The sequence below is a fragment of the Acidaminobacter sp. genome, from assembly GCF_030247605.1.
Lineage (GTDB): Bacteria > Bacillota > Clostridia > Peptostreptococcales > Acidaminobacteraceae > Acidaminobacter.
Map to the genome: position 1 here is coordinate 1 of NZ_JAOTSB010000014.1, position 23,224 is coordinate 23,224.

18 protein-coding genes are annotated in these 23,224 nt (G+C 46.6%); 2 read left to right on the forward strand and 16 right to left on the reverse strand.

The annotated features are described in order from the left end of the window. From OEL90_RS08040 to OEL90_RS08115, 16 genes are all read right to left on the reverse strand, one after another. Positions 1–1,204 (reverse strand): AAA domain-containing protein (locus OEL90_RS08040; protein WP_300687801.1); only part of this gene is annotated, 1,204 nt, incomplete at its 3' end. Between the two features lie 163 nt (positions 1,205–1,367). Further along, positions 1,368–1,952, reverse strand: a complete 585-nt coding sequence (locus OEL90_RS08045; protein ID WP_300687802.1) for a DUF6155 family protein — start codon at positions 1,950–1,952, stop codon at positions 1,368–1,370. Positions 1,953–1,961: 9 nt separating this feature from the next. Further along, positions 1,962–5,171, reverse strand: a complete 3,210-nt coding sequence (locus tag OEL90_RS08050) for a DUF3427 domain-containing protein (protein WP_300687804.1) — start codon at positions 5,169–5,171, stop codon at positions 1,962–1,964. 164 nt (positions 5,172–5,335) lie between these two features. Beyond that, positions 5,336–5,731 (reverse strand): (deoxy)nucleoside triphosphate pyrophosphohydrolase, encoded by a 396-nt coding sequence (locus OEL90_RS08055; RefSeq protein ID WP_300687805.1) that lies wholly within the window; start codon positions 5,729–5,731, stop codon positions 5,336–5,338. A gap of 237 nt (positions 5,732–5,968) precedes the next feature. Beyond that, positions 5,969–7,534 carry an acyl CoA:acetate/3-ketoacid CoA transferase gene (locus OEL90_RS08060; protein ID WP_300687806.1) on the reverse strand — a complete coding sequence of 522 codons (1,566 nt, stop codon included), beginning with the start codon at positions 7,532–7,534 and terminating at the stop codon, positions 5,969–5,971. 174 nt (positions 7,535–7,708) lie between these two features. Continuing rightward, a complete protein-coding gene (locus OEL90_RS08065) occupies positions 7,709–9,034 on the reverse strand; it encodes a GntP family permease (protein WP_300687808.1) in 1,326 nt (441 codons plus the stop codon). A gap of 84 nt (positions 9,035–9,118) precedes the next feature. After that, complete coding sequence (gene fabG / locus OEL90_RS08070) at positions 9,119–9,862, reverse strand: 3-oxoacyl-ACP reductase FabG (protein WP_300687810.1); 744 nt, start codon at positions 9,860–9,862, stop codon at positions 9,119–9,121. Between the two features lie 95 nt (positions 9,863–9,957). Beyond that, positions 9,958–11,181: a thiolase family protein gene (locus OEL90_RS08075; RefSeq protein ID WP_300687811.1), complete on the reverse strand. Its 1,224-nt coding sequence runs from the start codon at positions 11,179–11,181 to the stop codon at positions 9,958–9,960. A 357-nt stretch (positions 11,182–11,538) separates the two neighbouring features. After that, a complete protein-coding gene (locus OEL90_RS08080) occupies positions 11,539–13,008 on the reverse strand; it encodes a sigma-54 interaction domain-containing protein (RefSeq protein WP_300687813.1) in 1,470 nt (489 codons plus the stop codon). 262 nt (positions 13,009–13,270) lie between these two features. After that, positions 13,271–14,605, reverse strand: a complete 1,335-nt coding sequence (locus tag OEL90_RS08085; protein ID WP_300687815.1) for a GntP family permease — start codon at positions 14,603–14,605, stop codon at positions 13,271–13,273. Positions 14,606–14,824: 219 nt separating this feature from the next. Continuing rightward, positions 14,825–16,381 (reverse strand): acyl CoA:acetate/3-ketoacid CoA transferase, encoded by a 1,557-nt coding sequence (locus OEL90_RS08090; protein WP_300687817.1) that lies wholly within the window; start codon positions 16,379–16,381, stop codon positions 14,825–14,827. A gap of 552 nt (positions 16,382–16,933) precedes the next feature. Next, positions 16,934–17,254 (reverse strand): NUDIX domain-containing protein, encoded by a 321-nt coding sequence (locus OEL90_RS08095; RefSeq protein WP_300687819.1) that lies wholly within the window; start codon positions 17,252–17,254, stop codon positions 16,934–16,936. Positions 17,255–17,410: 156 nt separating this feature from the next. Further along, a complete protein-coding gene (locus OEL90_RS08100; RefSeq protein ID WP_307730925.1) occupies positions 17,411–17,755 on the reverse strand; it encodes a GNAT family N-acetyltransferase in 345 nt (114 codons plus the stop codon). Positions 17,756–17,953: 198 nt separating this feature from the next. Then, positions 17,954–19,750 (reverse strand): MBL fold metallo-hydrolase, encoded by a 1,797-nt coding sequence (locus OEL90_RS08105; RefSeq protein ID WP_300687821.1) that lies wholly within the window; start codon positions 19,748–19,750, stop codon positions 17,954–17,956. Between the two features lie 206 nt (positions 19,751–19,956). Beyond that, complete coding sequence (locus OEL90_RS08110) at positions 19,957–20,259, reverse strand: type II toxin-antitoxin system RelE/ParE family toxin (protein WP_307730926.1); 303 nt, start codon at positions 20,257–20,259, stop codon at positions 19,957–19,959. Next, positions 20,252–20,515, reverse strand: coding sequence for a type II toxin-antitoxin system Phd/YefM family antitoxin (locus tag OEL90_RS08115; protein WP_300687823.1), 264 nt, complete (start codon positions 20,513–20,515; stop codon positions 20,252–20,254). The genes OEL90_RS08110 and OEL90_RS08115 overlap by 8 nt, the downstream gene beginning before the upstream one ends. Positions 20,516–20,855: 340 nt before the next feature. On the opposite strand from OEL90_RS08115, the gene OEL90_RS08120 reads away from it, so the two are divergent. Continuing rightward, entirely contained in the window at positions 20,856–22,223 is a 1,368-nt protein-coding gene (locus OEL90_RS08120; protein ID WP_300687825.1) for a PhoH family protein, read from the forward strand. 21 nt (positions 22,224–22,244) lie between these two features. Beyond that, positions 22,245–23,141, forward strand: a complete 897-nt coding sequence (locus OEL90_RS08125; RefSeq protein ID WP_300687827.1) for a YitT family protein — start codon at positions 22,245–22,247, stop codon at positions 23,139–23,141. The last annotated feature ends 83 nt before the right edge of the window (positions 23,142–23,224 follow it).

Here is a 23,224-nt window from a genome sequence, read left to right on the forward strand (position 1 = left end):
GTGTAATCATCGTTGGTAAACTATTTTTATAAAAATTCCAATCAGATATCTTATAATATAAGATGCTTTTAATTTTGAACCAAAATGAAATAGTTTTACCTTTCTCTGAAAAATCATAACATTCATGCCATAAATGCATTAATCTCTCAGACTTTATTGAATGCCTGTTCTTATTGTCCTCAAAAGGATAGCCTGTTTCATCGCAGTATTGTCTAAAATATTTAATTTCCAGTTCTAACTCTTTCCTCTCCTGACGCAGTTTTGCTTGACGTTCCTGTTTTGTGTATATATCTTTAAGTTCATTTGTTACTAATGATATTCTTGAGCAAAGTTTATTAAGTGTTTCAGAATCAGATACCCAACTTTGCAAGTCGGGATAATGACCTGTTTGATTTTTTAAGAAGTCTGATTTGTTTTCTGAATTTCCTAATTGTGCAACTAGAAAATCCATCCCATATTTTTGTGCTGATAGTTTTTCGAAAATATTATTTGTGGCAGAATTATTATTTGAAACTATTTGAATTGTTTTTCCCCGGACCAACAAATTAGCTATTATATTTAGTATCGTTTGTGTTTTTCCAGTCCCGGGCGGGCCTTGAATTACGCTAATTTGGTTATTTAGAGCGTTACTAACCGCCTCAAATTGACTTGCATTTCCTCCAAATGGAAAAATTAAAAAAGGACTCTTTGAAGCCATTGGCCTCATATTTTTATAATTTAGGTATACAGCAAGCCCAGTATCGTCACCAATAAACTCCAAATTATCATACAGCTTTTTCAGCAAGTATTCACCATTGTCTAAACGCAATTCATTTATTTGAGATAGTTGTCGCAAATACTTTAAGCAGTCCAGAGCTTCTTTTTGGCTGAGACAAGATGTTGTTACTTTCAAATCTGTTCTGTTATAACTCCCTACACGACCATCAATAAATCGAATACGCCAAAATTCAATGGATGGTTCTGAAAATACTTGTATCGAACAAATATCATTCAATTCGCATCCATTATATTCAATTCGAATATTAGCTGGATTCAATGCTTTGGGGTCTCTTAACCGTAATAATGACGAATAATTATATGAGAATTCTTTCCCATTTAAAAATGTAACGTCATATTTCTTTGTTTTTGGATTATAAGTACAAAACTTTACATCGGCAGAGATATCTCGTCCTTTATGCAACAGCATGTTCGAATTAGTGTTCAATTATTATCCCCCACTGCAAGCATTCAAATTTTGTTGCTGCTACTACTCAATCATAAGTGTTAGCAAAACAAAATATTTGTATTGCTTTATCATGATCATAAAGTTAGTTAAATTCTAACGTCGTCAAATTTTAGAATCACATTCTGTAATCTGGAAAACTTCACTAACATTCTAAATTTTTTTCCTCTTCCTCTTCCCCAAACACTACCTCATCAAACCATTCCAGCTCAAGCGACATTTCAAAGAACGCATCCCCTAAACCCCAGTCCTTTGGCGCTAAGGCATCATATAGTTTGCTGATTCTTTCTCTGAATTTATTGTGCAGCTCATCCGTTCCGTTTTCATTGATAAGATCTACAAATTTTGAATAGACTTTAATCAAAGAACTATAAAACTTTCCATCCGGGCCATCCAACATTTCAGTGAACTCGGCCCCACACTCCACATAATTGAGCATTAGATCCAACACGAACTCTTTATTTCCAACGCTTCTATATACCTCAAGCAAATCAATCGCCTTTTTATAAGAAACCGGCTTCATCGGATTGTCCGGAAAAAAGATGTCATAGATTTTATTCTTATTTGACTCAAGCATTTCCAGTTGATACTCCGCACCAATGAATCGGCCGCTCAATGCTTCTTTGACTGTTTTATTGTCTTTATAAAGCTTTGTGATCAGTTCAATCAGTTCCGCCTGATCCAGCTTCTTCAATTCCTTTTTCAATTCATTCACGGTTATTGGTTTCATCATTTCCCCCTACATCACACTCTTATTCGCCCGAACCACGAGACTTGCCGGCATCTCCCGTTCCAGCTCCCACACAAAGCTAATAGGCTTCGAGCCCTCATGTTTGATGTAGTTCGCCTTCCCCAGGTAGATGAACGGCGCAGTCAATCCATGCTCTTTCTTGTATTCCCGCACGAAGAGCAGGATCTTATGACCGTTTTCTCTATGGTGAATGTAGCGCTGCCCCGTCGGGCTCTCCACGCTGGTTGTGCACTGGCTCTGCCAGTGGAACAGCGTGCTGTTAATGGCATAGTCCTCGTACATGGTCGACGGCGAAAAGTCCTTCTCCGACTTGTTCAGGTTGATCAGGAACAGGTCCAGCTTCTGATCCTTCAGGTATTTGACGCCCTCCCTGAATTCCTGGCTCGACTGCTCGTCAAAGGCCCCGAGTCCCGCCATCAGCTGGTCCCGCGAATAGGCGCAGTGCAGGTCCAGTGGACACTCGAAGCCCAGGTCCACGGACGCATCGACGAAATCAATTTTTTCGAGCAGGTGGTCGCAAATTTGGGCGATTTCTTGGGTGAGGTGACCATCGGCGGAGAAAATGGTTTTTAAGGCGTCCTTATAGCCCCCATGCCCGTTTTGGCCCGGGTGCTTCTGGAAGAAAGTGTAGTACAGCATCCCCTCCAGCCTATTCTCGAGTAAGTTGGCCGATGGTTCCCTTTCCCACCCCTTCTCCTCAAGGTACTGCAAGATGAACCGGAGAAAGCGCCTGGAATTCAGATGAAACAGGCTCTTGAAGCGCTTGACGACACTGAGGTAATCAGCGGTCGCCTCAAAGCCCTCAGGGCTCAGAAGAGTATAGAGACTTCGCGGGGTGCTGCCAGTGCCGTAAAAGTCGTAAAGAGTGAGCTTATGATGCTCCAGAAAAGCGGATAAAGTTAAAGGCTGACCGGTGTCGGCCTCGAAGGTCCGGACTTTTTCGCTCAAGAAGCGCGCGTTGAAGGTGACCTGCTTGAGACCGCGCAGGACGTACTCTTTGGCCATTTTTTCAAACTGAAGGTAGCAGCCTCGGGGCAGCTTGAAGACATTCTGTTCGATCTGATGGACCAGGGAATGACGGCTCTTTTCGAAGACCGCCCGGTATTTTTCTTCGAAGCGGGATTGGTAGTTCTTGTGGGCCTGGCCTATGAAGTCCAGGACGGTGAGGTGTTCTTTTCCCGGACTGAGGCGCAGGCCGCGACCGAGCTGCTGAAGGAAGACGGTCAGGCTCTCGGTGGGGCGCAGGAAGAGAACGGTGTTGAGGTCCGGAATGTCGACGCCCTCGTTGTAAAGATCTACGGTGAAGAGGAAGTTGAGGTGACCATCGGCTAAACGCTTTTGGGCACTGTCACGGGAAGACGTGTCGGTATCTGCAAGGACGACCTCCGACTTTAGGCCCCGCTTCTGGAAGTAGGCATTCATGTGCCGGGCGTGGGCCTGGGACGCACAGAAACCAATGGCCTTGACCTCGCTCAGGTCGTTCAGATACTGTTCGACCTTCTGGCAGACGAGGCTGGCCCGGTGATCGTTGGCGGTGTAGACCTTGGTGAGCTCGTTCTCGTCGTAGCGGCCATTCCACTGCATCTGGGAGTAATCGACGTTGTCGGCGACGCCGAAATAGAGAAAGGGCGCCAGGAGCTGGCGGTCGATAGCCTCGGGCAGGCGCAGCTCGGAGGCGACGTAGTGATCGAAATGTTGGAAGGCATCCTTTCCGTCCATGCGCTCCGGTGTGGCGGTGAGACCCAGAAGGATTTTGGGATTATAGTGGGCGAGGAGCTTCTGGTAGGAATTCGCCGCGGCGTGGTGAAATTCGTCAATAATGATGAAGTCATAGAAGTCCGAGGTCGTGTGCGTGTGAAACGCCTTGGCGTTGAAGGTCTGGATGCTCATAAACAGGTGGTCCAGCTGGGTGGGGTCACTGCCGCCGTAGAAAGTCTCACCGAAATTTTGGTCTTTGAGGATGACTCTAAAGGTCCTCAGGCTCTGATCCAGAATTTCCTTTCGGTGGGCAATGAATAGGAGGCGTGGGCGCTTGATGGCTTTGAGCGCTGTGTTTTCTATGCTTCTTGCGAAGCGGGCGTAATCGAAAGCTGAGACTACTGTTTTACCAGTGCCGGTGGCGGCGATCAAAAGGTTTTTGTAACGGCCGTGGACCTCGCGCTCTGCCTGGAGATGGCCAAGCATTTCTCGCTGGAACGGATGGGGTGTAATGTCGAATAGGAGCTCTTTATGTTGAGGCGTCTGCTGGTATTGCTGCAGCGCTGTTTTTATGCGCTTGGTTGAGATTGGGTCTTCCAGGTTGATGGTTTCAAACTCAGGGTCGTTCCAGTAACTTTCGAAGGTCGCCTGGAACTTTTTGATGATCTCGAAGGAGTCGCGCTCAGAGAGTTTGACGTTCCACTCCAAGCCGTTGGTGATGGCAGCTTTTGAGAGATTTGAGGAGCCTATGTAAGCGATTGAGAAACCGGTTTGACGCTCGAAAAGATAAGCTTTGGCATGAAGTCTGGACTGGTCGCTGTTGAAGGACATTTTAACTTCGATCTGAGGGATGTCGCTCAGGAGCTTAAGGGCTTTGTAGTCAGTCGCGCCCATATAGGAAGTGGTGATGAAGCGGACTTTGCGGTCTGGGGTTTGGGAAACGAATTCCTTGAGCTCTTCGATAATCAGCAGCAGGCCGCTCAGCTTGATAAAGGACATTAAAATGTCGATCCTGTCTGAGGTCAGGATCTCTTTTTTTAATTCGCTGACCATACTCGGTTCAATGTTGGCACCGGTGAAAAGTGCGCTTTCGGAAATTGGCGTCACTGGCCTAAGGACTGACTTTTCTTTTTTGAGTGCCCGCGTAGTGTTTATTTTTAAGTAAAGTGAAAGCAGCATTTCGTGCTGTTCACTGATTTTGTAATGTAAAAGGTCATCCTGCTTTGTCACTTGTGAGAGTAGTTCAATAACCTGATTGCAGAGTGACACCTGATGTGCCAGAGCTTCGCTGTCGTCGTTGTCGCTTTCCTTAGTATGCTTAGTTTCACGAACTAAGCGAAGGGCTCGACGGATCACCTGGCCGGTGTATTTTGACAGGATGAGATAAGCCTCTTCCGGGTCTATTTTCTTGGTTTCATTTTGGTATTCCTGAAGCGTTTCGAGCTGGGTCTTCAGCGCTTCAGAGATCACTTCTTCGTAGAGACCTGATACTGGCACCATGGGCTTAGGACACCTCCGATTAACTGCACTTTACATCATTCGAGATTATTTCCAGGAATCCTGCAAGATAATTGGAAAATTTAGTGTCTAATATTGTCGAATGGAAAAAATGGAAGGAAGGCGGGGTCGATTGGCTTTAGCCGCTGACACCGCCTTCTCGTCCATTATCCCATCAAACGCTTTACCACCGGCCAATCCGCTGGCGCCCAGTCCAAGGTGTCGAGCTGACTTGGGGGCAGCCAAACATAATGGTGATGGTCATTGCATTCAATAGTTCTGCTTGGGATCTCGCATTGATAACAATGCATGGTGATCGAAAAATCCGGATAGGTATGATCCACCGTCATGTAAAAGTGGTTTGGCTGAATCGCCAGATCCAGGTTGAGTTCTTCCTTAAGCTCGCGGGACAAAGCGTCCTCCATGGTCTCCCCCGCTTCTGCCTTGCCGCCGGGGAATTCATATTTTAGTGAGATGTAGTCGCGCTCACTCTCTTTGCGCTGCATGCAGAGGATTTCGCCATTGTGAATGAGGATGGCGGCGGTGACGGTCAAGTGCTTCATGGGTGTGGGCTCCTTAAGGTTTATTTTGTGGTGTGGGGGGTGTAGGGTGGGGCGTGACCATCGGCAACAAGATCTCCACCCTTATCAGTTATTTTCCTGTCAAAGTGGCCTTGTACGCGTTAACATCCCGGCAATTTTTTACTCTTAACAATATAATACCTTTATAACATGAAAAAACCAATGTCCTGGTCCTAAAGCATTCGCTTTAAACACAAACAACATTGGTCTTGTTCTAATTTATTTTTTTGCCAAACAGGCCAAGCCATGCCACTGCTCAAAAAAGATCTCTTCCGGCATGAGTTTCACCTGTTCTATGATTGGAATGAAATCCATGTTTCGCAAGATGTCATGTTCAAGATCAATCCCCGGGGCGATTTCAATCAACTCCAAGCCACGCTCGGTCAGGCTAAATACTGCGCGTTCAGTGACATAAAGCACTTCTTGATGCCTTTGTAGTGCATAGTTAGCGCTGAAGGTAATTTGCTCCACGCTCTGGATGAATTTCTTCATTTGGCCTTCTTTCAGGATCTTGAGTGTGCCGTCGCGCACCTCAACTTCCAGTCCTTTAGCTGTGAAGCTGCCGCAAAAGACAATTTTCTTGGCGTTTTGTGTAATGTTGATGAAACCACCACAGCCAGCGACTTTGCTATGAAATTTGCTCACGTTGACGTTGCCGGCGCTGTCCGTCTGGGCGAGCCCCAAAATGGAGAGATCAATGCCGCCACCATCATAAAAATCAAACTGGTAGGGCTGCTCAATGATGGCTTCTGGATTGACAGAATTGGCGAAGTCCAGACCTGATGCTGGAACGCCTCCTATTCCGCCGCCTTCCGTGGTCAGGGTAATCTTGCTGCAGACACCCTGTTCTGCGGCGACCGCTGAAACACCTTCCGGCAGCCCAATCCCCAGATTGACCACCGCGCCTTCTGTCAACTCCATGGCAGCTCTGCGGCTGATGACTTTCTTTTCATCCAGCGGCATGGGCTTGATGGTATGAAGCGGGATCTTGAGATCCCCGCAAAAGGCCGGATTGAAATAGGTGCCCTGGGTCTGAAAGCTGTTTTCAGGCTTCGCGACGCAGATATAATCGACCATGATGCCCGGTACTTTTACCTCTTTTGCATGCATCGTGCCCGCTTTCACAACTTGTTCCACTTGCGCTATGACAATGCCGCCGGAGGCTCTGGCAGCTTGCGCCACAGAAAGCGTTTCAACCAGAACGCCATCTTTTTCAATGGTGAGGTTGCCGTGCTCATCGGCAGAAGTCCCTCTGATAATCGCCACATCCACTTTGGGGGCTTTAAAAAACAACCACTCTTCCTGGTCCAAAGTCACCAGTGTCACTAAATCTTCCTGTTGTCTGGTCAGTGAGTTAATTTTTCCGCCCTCCAGCCGTGGATCAACAAACGTCCCTAGTCCGACCTTCGTGATGACGCCTGGTCTGCGTCCCGCAATTTCCCTTGGCAAGATGGCTAAAACGCCTTGGGGAAAATTATAGCCTTCAATTTTGTTTTCCATGATCAGCTTACCAATCTCGGGTCCGCTGGCACCAAAATGTCCTCCGACAATCCTTTTAACCAGCCCTTCATGGGCAAAATGTGCGATGCCCTTGTCCCTGCTGTTCCCAGTTCCGGTGGAGTGATACAGGATCAGGTCCCTCGGTGTGCCCTGCTTCAGGAAGCTCTGCTCAATTTCAATGGCCACTTCTTCCGCGAAGCCCGCCAGCCCGAACCCACAGGTATAAATTGTAGCACCGCAGGGAATCAATGCCGGGATCTCGTTTGACTTTACGAATGCTATCATCTCATCATAACCTTTCATCCTTTGATAGAAGGCTCTGCCGGCTGAGCAGAGCCTCTCATTTTTTATTTTGGCCGATGGTCTCGTTTCAACACCGTTAACTCACGTTACAGGGTCTTATATAATTCGGTGAGCTTACTAAAGTCGATATTTCAGAATTTTGCACTGATTTCGATCCTACACAATGCCGACCGCCGCCAAAATCAGCGCAGTGATCAATCCGAATAACGGAACGACACAGGTCATCAGGAACATTGCAGGATAGCCTTCCCTGTAGGTCAGTCCTGTAACAGCCAGGAAGGTAACGTTTGGACCTGCGTGGGGCAGTGAATCGAGTACACCTGCCGCAATGGCAGTGACGCGGTGCAGGATCTCAGGCTGGACGCCAAGATCCAGGAAGTTTTGAGCCATGGATTCCATGAAAATGGTGATGCCTGCAGAGGAAGATCCCGTGATGGCCGCAATGACGTTGACCGCCAGCGCCGCGGAGATGACAGGCGCAAAATTTAAGCCAAGCGCGAAATTGACAAAGGATTGAAACGCCGGTACCGCTCTGATGGTACCTCCAAAGCCAACGACAGCTGCTGTATTTAAGAGAGCGCCTACACTGCCTCGTCCGCTGGTGTTCAAGGCTTCTTTTTTCTGTTCAATCTTGTTCCAGAACAGAGCATAACCCACCATTGAACCTGTAAACAGCGCGATAATGACGGTGAAAACAGAAGGCAAACCGATCTTCATGAACCTTTCACCCAAAATGATGCCAATGATGACCACGATTGGGATAATCGAAAGCGCAAAGCTTGGGAGTTTTTTAATTTCTTCCGGGCTGAGATCCGCCACAATATCATTAGGGCCTGGTATGAACCGCTCCCCTTTTGCTTTGACGCGTTTTTCATAGGTGATCATGATCGCATAGCCCACGGAAAACATGACGATGGCGCAGATGATGCCCATGATTGGCGCAGCTGTTGCGGTGGTGCCGAGAAATTTGGTTGGGATGATATTGGTCAACGCCGGTGTGCCTGGTAAAGCGGTCATCGTAAAGGTGCCTGCACCCAACATGATAGAGCCGGGGATCAGACGCTTTGGTATATCAGCTTCCTTAAACAGGAAAAGGGCTACAGGATAGATGGAGAAGACGATAACAAAGACGGACACGCCGCCATAGGAAAGAAGCGCAGATGCCAATACGACAATCAATATACTTCTTTTGCTTCCAAAGACCTGCGCAAGCTTAATCGCAATTTGCCTGGCCGCGCCGCTCTTGGAAAGGATTTCACCGACCAAAGTTCCGAGAAAAAACATAATTAAATAATTGCCAACAAAGCCCTGCATAGAGACAGCATAGTTTTTAGACAGCACTTCCCAAATATTTGCGTTGTTCGCGATAATGGCGATCAACGACGCTATCAACGAAACCGGAATGACATGGAATCCCCGAAAAACAAACACAACCAAGACTGCCAACGACACCAGAAGACCTATAACCCCCACTGTACCCACATAAACTCCTCCCAGACATAGAATGATTTTGGATTTATGAACAGGTCCGGCTCCCCGCTTTGCCGGACCTGCCTAAGTGTTTAATTACATGACGTACATACCGCCATTGATATTGAGCGTGACACCATTGACAAAGCCTGCTTCATCTGAAGCCAGATAGACAACCGCGGCTGCGATTTCTTCCGGTTCACCCATTCTTCCAACCGGAATTCTGGAGAGCATCTGATCCACAATGTTCTGAGGAATCGTTTTGGTCATCTCTGTATTCATGAAGCCTGGCGCAATAACGTTTGCTGTGACATTGTTCTTGCCGAGTTCTTTGGACCAGGTTTTGGTCATGCCAATCACGCCCGCTTTTGAAGCGGAGTAATTCGTTTGACCAAAGTTGCCTTCTACCCCTGCGAGTGAGCTCATACTGATGACGCGACCTGACTTTTGCTCTACCATATACTTGCTGATTTCCTGCGTACAGATAAAGACCGATTTAAGATTGACATTGATGACGGCGTCCCATTGATCATCGGTCATTTTTTTGAGGGTCGCGTCTTTTGTAATACCTGCATTGTTGACAAGTATATCGATTTTACCAAAGTATTCAAGCGTTGATGCCGCAAGTGCTTGAACTGCAATGCGGTCTGTCACATTGCAGGCCACGGCCATTGCTTCCCCGCCCGCAGCTTTGATTTCGTCAACAACAGCGTCACAGCCAGCCTGATCCAGGTCTGTAACGACGACTTTCGCGCCTTCCTTAGCCAATCTGGCTACAATAGCTTTACCTAAACCTCTCGCTGAACCTGTGACAATGGCGACTTTACCTTCTAATCTCATGATTAACCCTCCAAATTATTATTATGTGATTTTTAACATCATGAACTTTTGAGCCATTACAAATTTTTGACTTCAAGTTACTGAAATGAGGACAATTATGCCTTTGGATTTTTAATCAGAACCGCAATGCCCATTCCGCCGCCAATACAAGCGCTGGCAATGGCATAGCGTTTGTTCTTGTCAATCAGTTCATACATCGCTGAAATGACCAGCCTGGCGCCTGTTGCGCCGAGCGGGTGACCAAGAGCAATAGCGCCGCCATTAGGATTCAGTCTTTCGTAAAGTGGGCTCTCAAACGTCATTCCCAATTCAATCATACAGCCCAGCATTTGGCCGCCAAAAGCTTCATTGATTTCAAAAACATCAATGTCTTCCATTGTCATATTATTTTTCTTGAGAAGTTTCTGAATGGAATATACCGGGCCAAGTCCCATCAGCATTGGATCAAGACCTGCCACTGCGTAATCCACGACTTCTGCCATGACATCAAGTCCAAGTGCCGCGGCTTTATCTTCACTCATTAGTACGACTGCCGCGCCGCAGTCATTGAGACCGGAAGCATTGCCGGCGGTGATGATGCCATCTTTCTCAAAGGCCGGTTTAAGCTTTGCAAGCCCTTCCATGGTCGTATCCGGCTTCATATGCTCGTCCTGATCCACGATTGTAACCGCGCCTTTTCTGCCTGGCACTTCGACCGGAACGATCTCCCTTTCAAACCGCTTTCTCTCTTTGGCCGCTTTTGCTTTCATCTGGCTGTCAAAAGCAAACCGGTCTGCGTCTTCTCTTGGGATACTATATTTTCTAACGATATTCTCAGCAGTATTCCCCATATGTACAACAGGATACATTGGGTACGGCTGAGCGTTGTGATGATAAGTGGTATTGGCATCCTTCAGCATCTGGTTGCCCATTTTCAGTCCATCATACCGCGCTTCAAGCGGAAGATAATACGGTGCGCGTGATAAGCTCTCGGCCCCACCTGCGACAATGATCTCAGCGTCGCCGTTCATAATCTCGACTGCGCCATTGGCAATGGACTGCATGCTGGAACCGCAAATTCGGTTGACGGTATACCCTGGTATGAATTCAAGTCCCGCCAGCATGGCTGCATTTCGTCCGAGGTTCGGACATTCGCCGGAAGATTCAACATGTCCCATAATGACATCCTCAACAAGGGCTGGATCAAGATTGCCGCTTCGCTTCAGTGCTTCTTTGATGGCAGCTGCAGCCAGATCCTGAACCGGTACGGTTTTCAGGCCCCCAAGAAACGCTCCTACCGGTGTCCTTGCACCGCTTGTAATGACGACTTTCTTTTTCATTGTAATTATGGCCTCCTTATGATGGTTGGTTAAGATGGTTAATATTTGTCTCAACCTCTAATAAAGCAAGTCGTGTGCCAACTTGATTTGTTTTTTTAATGTTTCTACGATTTTTTGCTTTATTGTTTTTTGCGAAGCCAGGCGCGTTGATATGGCTTGTTTTTTACTTGCGCGCGACATAACAACTCAATCAAAATAAAAAAGAAAGGTCCTTTTATAATGGACCTTTCTGTCTGTAAGATCAGATTCAATGAATTGACTGTCCTAAATCCGCAAATTTGCGTCTCTTTCCTGCGACATGTCTGAAAATTGAGACATCTGAGAATTAATGATCGATCTTACTTAAATGATGTCCCGCTAGATCTCTTTCTTGATCTCCAATGCCTGCATTTTCCGGTATAAAAGACTTCGATGAATTTCAAGCTTCTTAGCAGCATTGACAATATTCCAGTTGCATTGTTTCAAAACGGCCAACAGATATCGCTTTTCCAGTTTGTCCATATGGGTCTTGAGATTCTCAACCATAGAAAGATCTTCAATTTCACGATCCGCTGAAACCACTTTGTTTCCGATGGATTGATCCGGACTGGTTTGAGGCTTGTAGGATAATATCTCGATCAGTCGCTCCAGGGATTGCTCCCCAATACTGTAGTCAATGCTGACGCGTTCAATAACATTTTTAAGTTCACGGATATTGCCGGGCCAATCATAATTCAGCAAAAAGTCCGATAGACCAGAGTTTAAAACAGCTTCACTTTCCTCATCACTCAATTGTAAATTAAGGAAGTATTTAGACAATGCCAGAATATCATCCTTTCTTTCCCTGAGTGGTGGGATGAGGATTGGAATAACATTCAACCGGTAGAATAAGTCTTTGCGAAACAGACCCTTCTCAACCATTTCTTCAAGATTTTGATTTGTCGCTGCGATAATCCTGACATCTGTCTTGATAACCATAGTTCCGCCAACGCGCTGAAACTCCCCCAGTTCTATGGACCTCAGGAGTTTAGACTGCATATCAAGCGGCAGTTCTGCAATTTCATCCAGAAATAAGGTGCCATGATCCGCCATTTCAAAGAATCCAGATTTGCCAGTGGTTAAGGCACCTGTAAACGCGCCCTTTTCATAACCGTAGAATTCGGATTCCAGCAAGTCTTTCGGGATCGCGGCACAGTTGACGGGTATAAACGGCTCTGAGCTTCGGTTGCTCTTTTCATGGATATATCTTGAAAGGACTTCTTTGCCAGTTCCTGATTCACCCAGCAGCAGTACTGTACTGCTGGTGCCGCTGATTCTGTCCAAATAGTTTAGAATGCTGATCATCTTCGGACTTTCTGCGATGACAGCGTTGGTGCCTACATTTAAATGACTCAGGTACTTGAGGGCAGAACGGTATCGTTTGTTCTTCGTCTTGATCTGATCCAGTTCTTGAATGTATTTCTCCATAATGCTGTCTGTTCTGACATTGGTGATGACCATGCTGATTGCACCATGCTCGTCAAATATAGGCGTTGCTGTCGAAAAAACACGATTACCGTCCGCCGCGACTGAAACCACGCCGGATTGCTGCTGACGCTGTTCGATCGCCTTTAAAATGATGGATTGATTGTATCTCCCTTCATTCACAAGGTCTTTGACATTCTTTCCAACCAGCTCTTCAAGTTTAACTCCCATGCACAATGCTGCTGAAGGTGTTCCAAAGATGATGGTTCCTTCCGCATCTGACACCAGGATGCCATCATAGGAATTCTCAAAAAATTTATTCAATTGCTCCGCTGTAAATAGGGGCAGCTTCTGTTCCATTTCTCCCGATAATGGCTTCAACATCTTGATCACTCCTGTACTTGAAATCATTTATGATGGAGCAGCGAAAGGGACTAATAATAACAGTCGTAAAATCATCCTACTCTAAATGAATTATAACATACTTCGACATTTTTCGATTACATCGGGATTCCGTCTCCAATAACAGAGCTAAAAACTCGCTGAATGCAAGACGATCATTGCGCGTCCTGGTTGATAACGCCAAAATACCATCCACCAAAGCTTCCGCTTCAGTGGATGGTTAAATGGAATTTAGTGAAGAACGTTAATAGAGAAGCATGGCCGCAATCACAACGACTATGGTCGCCAGTGTATTCGCGCCAGCAATTGTAATGGCGAATCGCTTATAAGCATTTTTGTGGCTCAGACCAGCCATGGCAAAGAACGCCAGCATAACGCCCGAATGTGGCGTCGGTGTCAACGCAGAAGATGCAATTGCAGAGACGCGGTGCAGTACTTCAGGTTGGATCCCCATATTGAGGTATTGTTCTGCAAAAGTCCCCATAACAATGCCCAGCGTTGCTGAGGATGAACCTGTGATGACCGTAATCACACTCGTTGCGATAGATAATCCCACAAGCGGATTCGTTTGCATGTTGAGGATTTTTTCAAAGATGGTCTGAAATCCTGGTGCAGCCGTAATGACAATACCAAAACCTACTGCCGCTGCGGTAAAGAAGATCGGCATGACGGCACCTTCGGCACCGCTGTTCAAAATGGTCTTATGACTCTTGATATAGCCATTGAACAGAATGGCTGAGACCACGTTTGAAACCAACAAACCAATCAGAATGATGTTCGGAATCTTCATGGCACTACCGCCAATCAGAATGGATACCAATAATATGGAAGGCAGCAGACTGATGAAGATATTTGGCATTTTGACTTCAGGCGCCTCTGCTGCAAGGACTTCGTCTTCAGAGATCTTTTGAGTATCCGTGTATTTTTCTCCATTCTTTGTGGCGAGTTTCAGTTCATATTTCATGAAGAGCAAACCAAAAGCGATCGCTGCAGCAGAGCCAAGAATCCCCAGCAAAGGCGCTGCGGTTACCGTGGTGCCTAGGAAGGTCGTCGGCACTACGTTCTGAATGGTCGGCGTCCCTGGCATCATGGTCATGGTAAATGTGGCCGCGCCTAAGAATAGCGGAATGGCCACCAAACTCCAGGAGAGGTTCATTTCCTTGAAAATTGGTCTTGCCATTGGAAGTACCGCGAACATGATGACGAAGATGCTGATGCCGCCGTAGGATAGTATCGTGCTGATCAGAAAGATGGCAAGCAGTACAGAATACGGCTTGTCCTTACCGGTAACTTTCAGTACTGACGCGGCGATCGATTTGGCAGCGCCGCTCTCCTCCATGTACTTCGCCAGAATTGAGCCCAGCATGAACATGGCTGAAAAACTGACGACAAAATTCGCGAGTCCTTTGAAATAGGATTTATCCGCTGTGATCAGATATTCGAAGATATTCATGTCATTGAACAGCATGGCGACTATGGCACATAAAGGACCGATGAAAACGATACTGTAGCCTTTAACAGCCAGATAAATAATCAAAAGAATTGAAATAATGACACCAATTGAAGGTAATAAACTCATCGCGATTCCACCTCGTATTTTAATCATATTGGGATAGCCAACCAAAATCAACTTTATGGATGTATGTTAAAGGTTTGTACCTGATCATTTATTAAATGCAGCGAAGAACTTATGAAAACTTCTGATTGGCCATTTCCACAGGGCTATTGCCTGAAACACATTTTAGAGAATAGCCCCGTGGAGAAGCGGAAACCGGTAAATCCATTGACCAATTTTTCTTTATTGAAGCATACTTGCCAGATTGCCCCAAACTTCCTGGAATAACTCTTCAGGCATCAACTTGACGTCATTCATGATCGGTACAAATTCCATTAAGTCCAGAATGTCTTTTTGAAGGTCAACGCCTGGTGCGATTTCAATCAGTTCAACGCCAGCTTGAGTTAACTTAAAGACTGCTCTCTCTGTGATATAGAGCACCGGCTGCTCGATGGATCTAGCATATTCGCCGCTGAAAGTAATCTGCTCGACGTTTTTAACGAACTTCTTATTTTTGCCTTCGTTGATAATGTGAAGCTTGCCGTCTTTGATTTCCACTTCAAGACCGCCAGCCGTAAAGGAGCCGCAGTAGACAACTTTTTTCGCGTTTTGCGTAATGTTGATGAATCCACCGCAACCCACAGGCTTATTGTTGAATTTGCTGACATTGAGATTGCCTTTTTCGTCAACTTGTGCCAGACCCAGGAAGGTCACGTCAATGCCACCGCCGTCATAAAAGTCAAACTGGTAGGGCTGTTCAATGATGGCTTCCGCATTGATGGTGTTGGCGAAGTCGATCCCTTGTGCCGGTGTTCCGCCAATGCCGCCGCCCTCAATGGACATGGTCATCAGATGATCCACCTTTTCCTCTGCGGCGACGGCCGCGACACCATCGGGCATCCCTACACCCAAATTGATGACTGAATTTGGAACCAGCTCCATGGCAGCGCGTCTGCAGACAACTTTTCGCTCGGTCAGTGCCATAGGCTCAATGGAATGAATAGGAATTTTTATGTCGCCATTGAAGGACGGATTGAAATAAGTTCCCATTGTTTGGAAGTGGTGCTCCGGCTTTGAAATAGTCACATAATCCACGAGAATGCCTGGCACTCTAACTTTTTTCGGATGAAGCGTACCGGCTTTCACGACGTTTTCAACCTCTGCAATGACAATTCCCCCACAAGCCTTCGCCGCCTGGGCAACGGATATAATTTCCGTGTGGATGCCATCTTTATCCGTCGTCAGGTTGCCATTTTCATCAGCGACGGAACCTCGGATTATTGCCACATCCACTTTTGGAAGCTTATAGTACAGCCACTCTTCATTGTCGAAATTCACGACTTCAACAATTTCCTCCGTTGTCACTGAATTGGCTTTTCCACCTTCAATCCTTGGATCAACGAAGGTTCCAAGACCAACTTTTGAAAGAACGCCAGGTCTGCGACCTGCAATATTTCTAGGTAAGATCGAAAGGATCCCTTGCGGTAAGTTATACGCTTCCACTTTATTTTCTGCAATCAACTTTTGGAGTGCTGGACCGACCCCACCGAAGTGACCCGTCACGTATCGCTTCAAGAGGCCATCATGCGCATAATAAGCCGCGCCTCTGTTGACGAAATTGCCGACAGCCGCCGCATTATAAAAAGTCAGATTTCTTGGCCGGCCTTTTTCGAGGAAACTTTTTTCGACTGAAATGGCGACCTCCTCCGCAAATGCAGCCAGTCCAAATCCGGCACTGTAAATGACGGCCTCATCTTTAATCAAATCTGGCACTTCATTGACATCAATAAACTTTGGCATCTGTTCATTCTCCTTTTATTTTATTGGTTTTTGTATGGTGGGTGTACTGACTTATGTTTATTTTGTTTGACGCTCACAGATAGAGCAAAATGCATGCCAAGATTTCAAACTTTCATTTTCGGATCATAAATGAACAAAGAATTGGCTATGAAGTTTGTGGTTTTTCTCGGACATAATTCTTGAACACATTGCAAATACAAGATTTCAAAATCATGTGAAAAATGGTTCAATATTCGCTTTTTTTCAACTCAACAAAAAAAGAATTGTCAAATTGACAATCCTTTATATAAACAAACTTTTTAATTCTTAATGTTGTCCTATGTGATGTAATAACTGTCTCTTTTTTGCGACATGTCGATTTTTTGCATCTGACTTATAGTTATTTTCAGGATCTCTTTTGTGTATGGAGAATGATATATCGAATTTAAAATTCCTGCGCGAAAGATAATGTCGACTGATGGCAACGGATCATTTCTCTGCCGCTATCAACATCTTCACCACCGGCCAGTCCGCCGGTGCCCAGTCCAGGGTATCGAGCAGTTCTGGTTTCAGCTAGATATAAGATTCATGGTCGTTGTATTCAATCGTTCGGTGGCTGATCTCACAGCGGTAGCAGTGTATGGTGATCTGAAAGTCTGTATAGGTGTGATCAACGGTCATAAAGTGTTGTCTGGGCTCTACGGCCAGATCCAGGTTCAGCTCTTCTTTGAGTTTGCGTGTCAATGCCGCTTCAAAGGATTCCTCGTTTTCAACTTTGCCGCCAGGGAACTCGTATTTTAATGAAACATAGCTGAAGTGACTTTTTTTGCGCTGCATGCAGAGGATTTCACCATTGTGAATGAGGATGGCTACAGTGACGGTCAGGTGCTTCATGGGGAGTGGGCTCCTTAAGGTATGACCTTGTGTGTTATGAGGGTTGGTGAGACCATCGGCATAGCACCACCTGTCGTTAATTATTGTTTTCACATAGGTCGTCGGACGAATTCATTTACCTATATTGCCTTGATTATAGGTAATAAACGCAATTTTTTACCTAAGTTTGATTGGACGCTTCTTCGTCATTTTGAAATTTATCAGGGATATATTTCCTCTGACCACTGTATTTTCATATTGCACTGTGTATCCGAGTTTTTCAAAAAATGGCCTGGCCGTTATGGAGGCGTAGGTTTCAAAGAATTCAATGTTATCATTTGTTGACCTTTTCTCCAGTGATTTAACCAGTGCGGTTGCGATGCCTTTTCTCTGGTAGTCTTTATGCACATAGAGTCTGTCGAGATGGCCCTGATGGTCCATATCCGCAAAACCTACAATGATGTCTTCAATTTCAGCTACCAAAGTGAGGTGTTCGAGGAAGGACTGGTTCCACGCTGCCAAGTCAATAGTCCCCGTCGCCCAGACCTCAAGCTGCGCTTGTGTGTAGTCTTTTGCATTTTCTGTGTGAACGTGTCGTAAAAAAGCTGTGATAATGCTGCACAGTCACTCGGATTGTAATCTCTGATCCTCATATTGAAACCTCATTAAGCTTATTTTGTTTTCGGCAGGGACAGCCTATTTTCCTGCGACTTGCCGGCTTTATTTAACTACCCTTGACACCAGCACGCCTTTATTATCGTATAGTGCTGCCGGGTCCGTATCGGAGTTGTTCCACATGTTCTGAGTTGTCCATTTGAGGTCGCCGGTGGCGTCGCCGCTGGCAACTTTAATCGAGGCGCCAGCTTTTAGGAGATAGTACGGGAAGTCAAAGATTTGATTGCCTTTCTCAGAGACAAGCCTGTAGCCTTGAAGGTTAACGTCTGCTGTGGTTGTATTTTTGATGGTGACCAGCTCGTTGCTCTTCTCCAGCAGGCTGATAATGATGCCGTTGGGGACCACAGTACCCGGTGCGACTGGCGCAGGGCTTACAATAGGAGCCGGAACTGGGGCCGGGGTTGGTGTTGGCGCCGGTGCCGGTGTTGGCGTTGCGACTCCACCAGTGCCTGGGAGCCAGGCCGCAGCAGTCGGGACTTTGTCGAAGGTGATACTGATGCCATCACTTTTCGCAACTATGGTGTCGAGCAGGTCTGTCCTGTAGAGCTTCACGTTCATGGAAGCCAGGCGGTTCAGGACGACTTGGGACGGTAGGCCGTAATCGTTGCGGTTGCCCACGCTGATAACGGCAAACTTTGGCGACACGGCGTTCAGAAAGTTTTGGCTTGAGGCGTCATCGCTGCCATGATGGGAAATTTTGAGGACCTCCGCGGCAAGCTGTCCCCTGAATCTCAAGAGCATCTCGCTTTCGGACAGTGCGGTGGCGTCGCCGGCGAACAGGAAGTCATTGACGCCGTCCGTCAGCTTCAGGACTATGGAGTGGTCGTTCAGGTCGTCGTAGCTGCTGCTGTTTGGCGCGAGCAGGGTGAAGGTCGAGTTCCCAAGCCCAAAGCTTTCCCCTGCCATTGGTTTCTCCTGCACAAGCTCTCTCAGAGCGAGGGCACTGGAAAAACTCATATAGGTAGGTGTCTCTTGGGTCGCGGACGGCATAATGACTTTGTCGACCTCAAAGGTTTTGACGACGCTGTCCAGCCCCCCAATGTGATCCATATGCGGATGGGTGGCAATTAAGTAATCGAGCTTTGTAATGCCTTTGGCTTTCAGGTAATTGACAAGGAGCGTGTCGCTCAGGTAATCTCCGCCGTCAATCAGCATGGCGCGGTCGCCTTTTTTAATCAGCGCGGCATCCCCCTGGCCTACATCTATGAAATGGACTTCAAGGATGGGGTTGTCGCCTCTGAGCCGTGTGGCTTTGTAGAGCATGATCAGGGCTTCTTCCCTTGTGGCGGTGCCTGCTGGGTTGAAGCCGCCTGCACCGATGCCGCTGACCACGCCATTTGTTTTGGCTATGTAGACGGAAGACTTGGCCCAGGACTGGATGATGGCATCATCCGCAAAGCGGCTGGTGTCTGCGGGCTGGTAGTTTATATTTGTCGCTTTAAACAGGTTCACGAACAGGGTGGCCAGTTCGTCCCTGCGGATTTCACTGCTCGGGCGATAACTTCCGTCCTCGTAGCCGCTGACGATGCCGGCATTTTTCGCCGCCAGCACGTAAGGGTCAGAGGTGTCGGTGAAGCGCGCCTGACCGGCTTCTGGTGTGGTTCCGGTGTAGTAATCGTATAACGCGACCGCCAGATAGGCAAATTCGCCTCGGGTGATCCGGTTTTGATAGTTGGCCAGTAATCTGCTGACCTCGAGCTCCGGTTCTGTGGTGACTGCTGAGATATAGGGCGCGGCCCAGGTGGAGGGCGCTGCGGCGAAGGTGTTCGCCGGGATCAAGAGTGTAACAGATAGCAGAAGGATCATGGTGGCCAGGAGAGATTTGTGAACCGTTTTGTGCATTGTGATGCCCCTTTCTTCGAAGGCTTGTGATGGGATCTAAGTGACGTAAAGAATGGGTTGTGGGCGTGGTGTTTTGGTAATGACACATGCTATTGTGTTAATTTTACCATTTTTGTGAGATGGAATGACATAATAATAAAAAACCATCGGCAGAGTGCACTTGAAGCTTTTTGAGAGCTTTAGTACCTTGCCGATGGTTTTTTGACTCAAATCATACTTTTCATATGCCTGACCGTCACTATAATAACATGTTTTTTTATATGATCCACACGATAGATTATGATGAAATCTTTAACAAAAAGTTGCCTGAATCCTTTTTTTGCGTAAGCGCCTATACGACGTTTCGCCCCTCGAAATGGCATTGTCTCAAGGGAAAAAATCGCACCTTCTATTTGATCAGCAAGATCACTTGCTGCGCCTTGATTGTTGAGTTGTGCTGCGATATAGGCATAGATCTCGTCAATGTCACGAATGGCCTTGGAAAGCAATTTAATGGTGTACTTATCCAAAATGCTTCCTCCGGAGAGTTTTTAAAGTTTCTCTGGCATCATGCAGTTTACCGTCAACTTTGTATTCTGCTTCCGACTCTGCAATTGCCTGGTCCAGCTCATGCTCATCCATCATAGCCTCGTAGGCTTCAATGCTCATTATAACCAAATCACCGTATCCATTTTTCGTAATGAAAACGGGTTCATTTTTAGTGTGACACAGATCGGAAATTTCGTTTGTATTTCTTAGATCTGTTATGGGTCTGATAATTGGCATGTCGCTCAGCTCCCTTCTTTTGTACGTTATTATAACATTATTTTGTACGTTTCAGAAGAGTTTAAACAGGATTGCTGAGAGATGAATGGCGTAAATTAAAGATTTTTTTGGAAGCAAAAACCATCGGGAGGGGCACTTGAAACTTTTTGAGAGCTTAAAGTACCTTGCCGATGGCATTTTTACAGTAACAGGCATGGTCAGGACCGCCCCACAGAAATATATTTAACGTAAATTTCATATGCTGTACGCCGGCATTAAACATCGGCCAGCTATTCTTAGAACAGATGACAGCTTGCCGATGGTCAGCCAATCATCAATCAGGTTCAGGAGGCACAGCCCTATGACAAAAACGTATGTGCTGGATACAAATGTTATGATTCAGGCGCCACACGCACTATTCTCTTTCGAGGATAACCATGTCGTCATCCCGATCGCGGCGCTGGAGGAACTGGATCGCTTTAAAAATGAGGAAGGCGAGCGCGGGGCAAATACGCGCCAGGTCATTCGGAGCCTCGAGCAGTTGCGCCAGCAGGGCAGTCTGACCGAGGGAATCCAGCTCGATCAGGGCGGCAGTCTCAGACTGGAGCTCAATCATAAGCACGTGGAGCTTCCAAGCGGTTTTGATCCCGTCAGTAATGACAACCGGATTTTGAAGGTTTGCAAAGGACTGATCAATGACGGCCAACACGCGGTCCTGGTCACTCACGATGTTATGGTCAGAATCAAGGCTCAGCTGATGGGAATCCCCGCGGAGGAATTCACGACGGATCAGGCGCCCGCGCCGGAGCGGCAATATACCGGCAGAGCCAAAGTTTACGTGCCGGACAATAAAATGAGCTTGTTGAAGAAATCCGGAATCCATCCTGACGAGCTTTACAACGTGAATGAACAAGGTACGCCCGAGAAGGTTACGCCAATAATCAATCAATTTTTCACGATCCATTCTGAAATTTCTGAAAAGAAAACGCTGCTTGGCCGTTTTGATGGTAAACTCGTCGTCCCTCTGCGCCATGCGAATGAACATCCTTTTGGCGCCACGCCACGAAATCTCGGCCAATATTTTCTGCAGGAAGCCCTCATGGAGGATGCTAAAAAGGTGCCACTCGTTATAGTCAAGGGTCCTGCAGGGACAGCTAAGACCTTTTACGCTTTGGCAGTGGGACTGCATAAAATCTATAACGAGACAGCTGCTTACCGGCGGATCCTAATCAGCCGGCCCAACATCCAGTTTGATGAAGACATAGGCTTTCTGCCCGGCAGTGAGCAGGAAAAAATTGCGCCCTTCATGAGGCCAATAATTGACAATTTGGAAATCCTGGTGGACCGGGATGAAAAGGAACGCTACCGAAATGAAAAGGAGCTCCGGGACAAATTTGACGAGCTCTTTGATCGCGGCATTATTGTCGCCGAAGCCATGAATTTCATCCGCGGCAGATCCCTGACCCATACGTACCTGATCATTGATGAAGCTCAGAATCTCACGCCAAGACAGGTCAAGGGGATTATCACCCGCGTCGGCAAGGGCACCAAGGTCATTTTGTTAGGTGATCCTGGGCAAATAGACCACCCGCTGCTGGATGAAACGACCAATGGCTTGAGCTACGCCTCTGAGCGCATGAAAGGAAGCCCATACTGCTGTCAGATTACCATGCAGCAGGACGAATGCGAACGTTCCCGCCTGGCGCTGGATGCCTCGGAACGTATGTAAAGAAAAGGAGAATTCAATTAAATGTCATCCATAAAAAATACTGTCTTACGGAAAAAAATCACTGACTTAATCCTGTTGCTTTTGGGGACTGCACTTTTTTCATTCGCAGTTACGGTGATCCTCAAACCCAATAGTCTGATTACTGGAGGGATCACAGGGCTTTCCATCCTTGCGGGGAAAGTAACTGGAATTCCATTTACACTTTATTACTATGGCTTGTCTGCACTCGTTTTGGCAGCGACGCATTTCTTGCTTGGAAAACAGGAAAGCAAGAAAATCCTTCTCTTGTCAGTTTTATTTCCAGTCACTCTAACGCTATTTGATCAATGGCTTTTTACAGATGCTCAGTTTAATTTGACTGGTGATGATCTGTTTCTCTCTTCTGTATATTTTGGTGTTATAGCGGGTATTGGAGCGGGGTTGATCCTGTTAAGAGGCTACTCTTCGGGCGGAACGGATTCCATCGGCAAAATTCTTCACAAGAGGTTTTTTCCATTTGTCAGTATCAGTCAGCTGATCGCCATCATTGATATGGCTGTCATCTTACTCTCTGCGCTGGTCTTTGACATTCAAACTGCGCTTTACGCCGTTCTGATGCAAATTGTTCAGATGTGGGCGACAGAGCTGGTGCTTTATGGCTTTACTAATAAAATGGTTAAAATGGAAATCATCAGCGAGCGAAGTACGGAGATTGAGAATTACATCCTAAATACGCTTAACAGAGGCATAACTAAGTACAACATCATTGGCGGATACTCCAACGAGCAGCGCATTAAACTTGTCTCCATTTGCTCACAAAGGGAATCTATGTTGATTGCGAAGCAGATTTCCAGCATGGATAAAGATGCATTTGTTACTGCAATGCCGGTCATTTCAGTCTGGGGACGCGGGGTTGGGTTCGAGACTATGCAGATTTGATTTTGAGCTCTTACTTGAAGGGTTCTGAGAGATGCAGTAAAAAACCATCGGCAAAGGCACTTGAAGCTTTTAGAGGCTTCGAG

Bases quoted from the DNA above. Each gene is read 5' to 3' on its own strand.
- OEL90_RS08045 (WP_300687802.1), bottom strand. From the start codon at position 1,952: ATGAAACCAATAACCGTGAATGAATTGAAAAAGGAATTGAAGAAGCTG.
- OEL90_RS08050 (WP_300687804.1), bottom strand. From the start codon at position 5,171: ATGGTGCCAGTATCAGGTCTCTACGAAGAAGTGATCTCTGAAGCGCTG.
- OEL90_RS08055 (WP_300687805.1), bottom strand. From the start codon at position 5,731: ATGAAGCACTTGACCGTCACCGCCGCCATCCTCATTCACAATGGCGAA.
- OEL90_RS08060 (WP_300687806.1), bottom strand. From the start codon at position 7,534: ATGATAGCATTCGTAAAGTCAAACGAGATCCCGGCATTGATTCCCTGC.
- fabG (WP_300687810.1), bottom strand. From the start codon at position 9,862: ATGAGATTAGAAGGTAAAGTCGCCATTGTCACAGGTTCAGCGAGAGGT.
- OEL90_RS08075 (WP_300687811.1), bottom strand. From the start codon at position 11,181: ATGAAAAAGAAAGTCGTCATTACAAGCGGTGCAAGGACACCGGTAGGA.
- OEL90_RS08080 (WP_300687813.1), bottom strand. From the start codon at position 13,008: ATGTTGAAGCCATTATCGGGAGAAATGGAACAGAAGCTGCCCCTATTT.
- OEL90_RS08085 (WP_300687815.1), bottom strand. From the start codon at position 14,605: ATGAGTTTATTACCTTCAATTGGTGTCATTATTTCAATTCTTTTGATT.
- OEL90_RS08090 (WP_300687817.1), bottom strand. From the start codon at position 16,381: ATGCCAAAGTTTATTGATGTCAATGAAGTGCCAGATTTGATTAAAGAT.
- OEL90_RS08095 (WP_300687819.1), bottom strand. From the start codon at position 17,254: ATGAAGCACCTGACCGTCACTGTAGCCATCCTCATTCACAATGGTGAA.
- OEL90_RS08105 (WP_300687821.1), bottom strand. From the start codon at position 19,750: ATGCACAAAACGGTTCACAAATCTCTCCTGGCCACCATGATCCTTCTG.
- OEL90_RS08115 (WP_300687823.1), bottom strand. From the start codon at position 20,515: ATGCCAATTATCAGACCCATAACAGATCTAAGAAATACAAACGAAATT.
- OEL90_RS08120 (WP_300687825.1), top strand. From the start codon at position 20,856: ATGACAAAAACGTATGTGCTGGATACAAATGTTATGATTCAGGCGCCA.
- OEL90_RS08125 (WP_300687827.1), top strand. From the start codon at position 22,245: ATGTCATCCATAAAAAATACTGTCTTACGGAAAAAAATCACTGACTTA.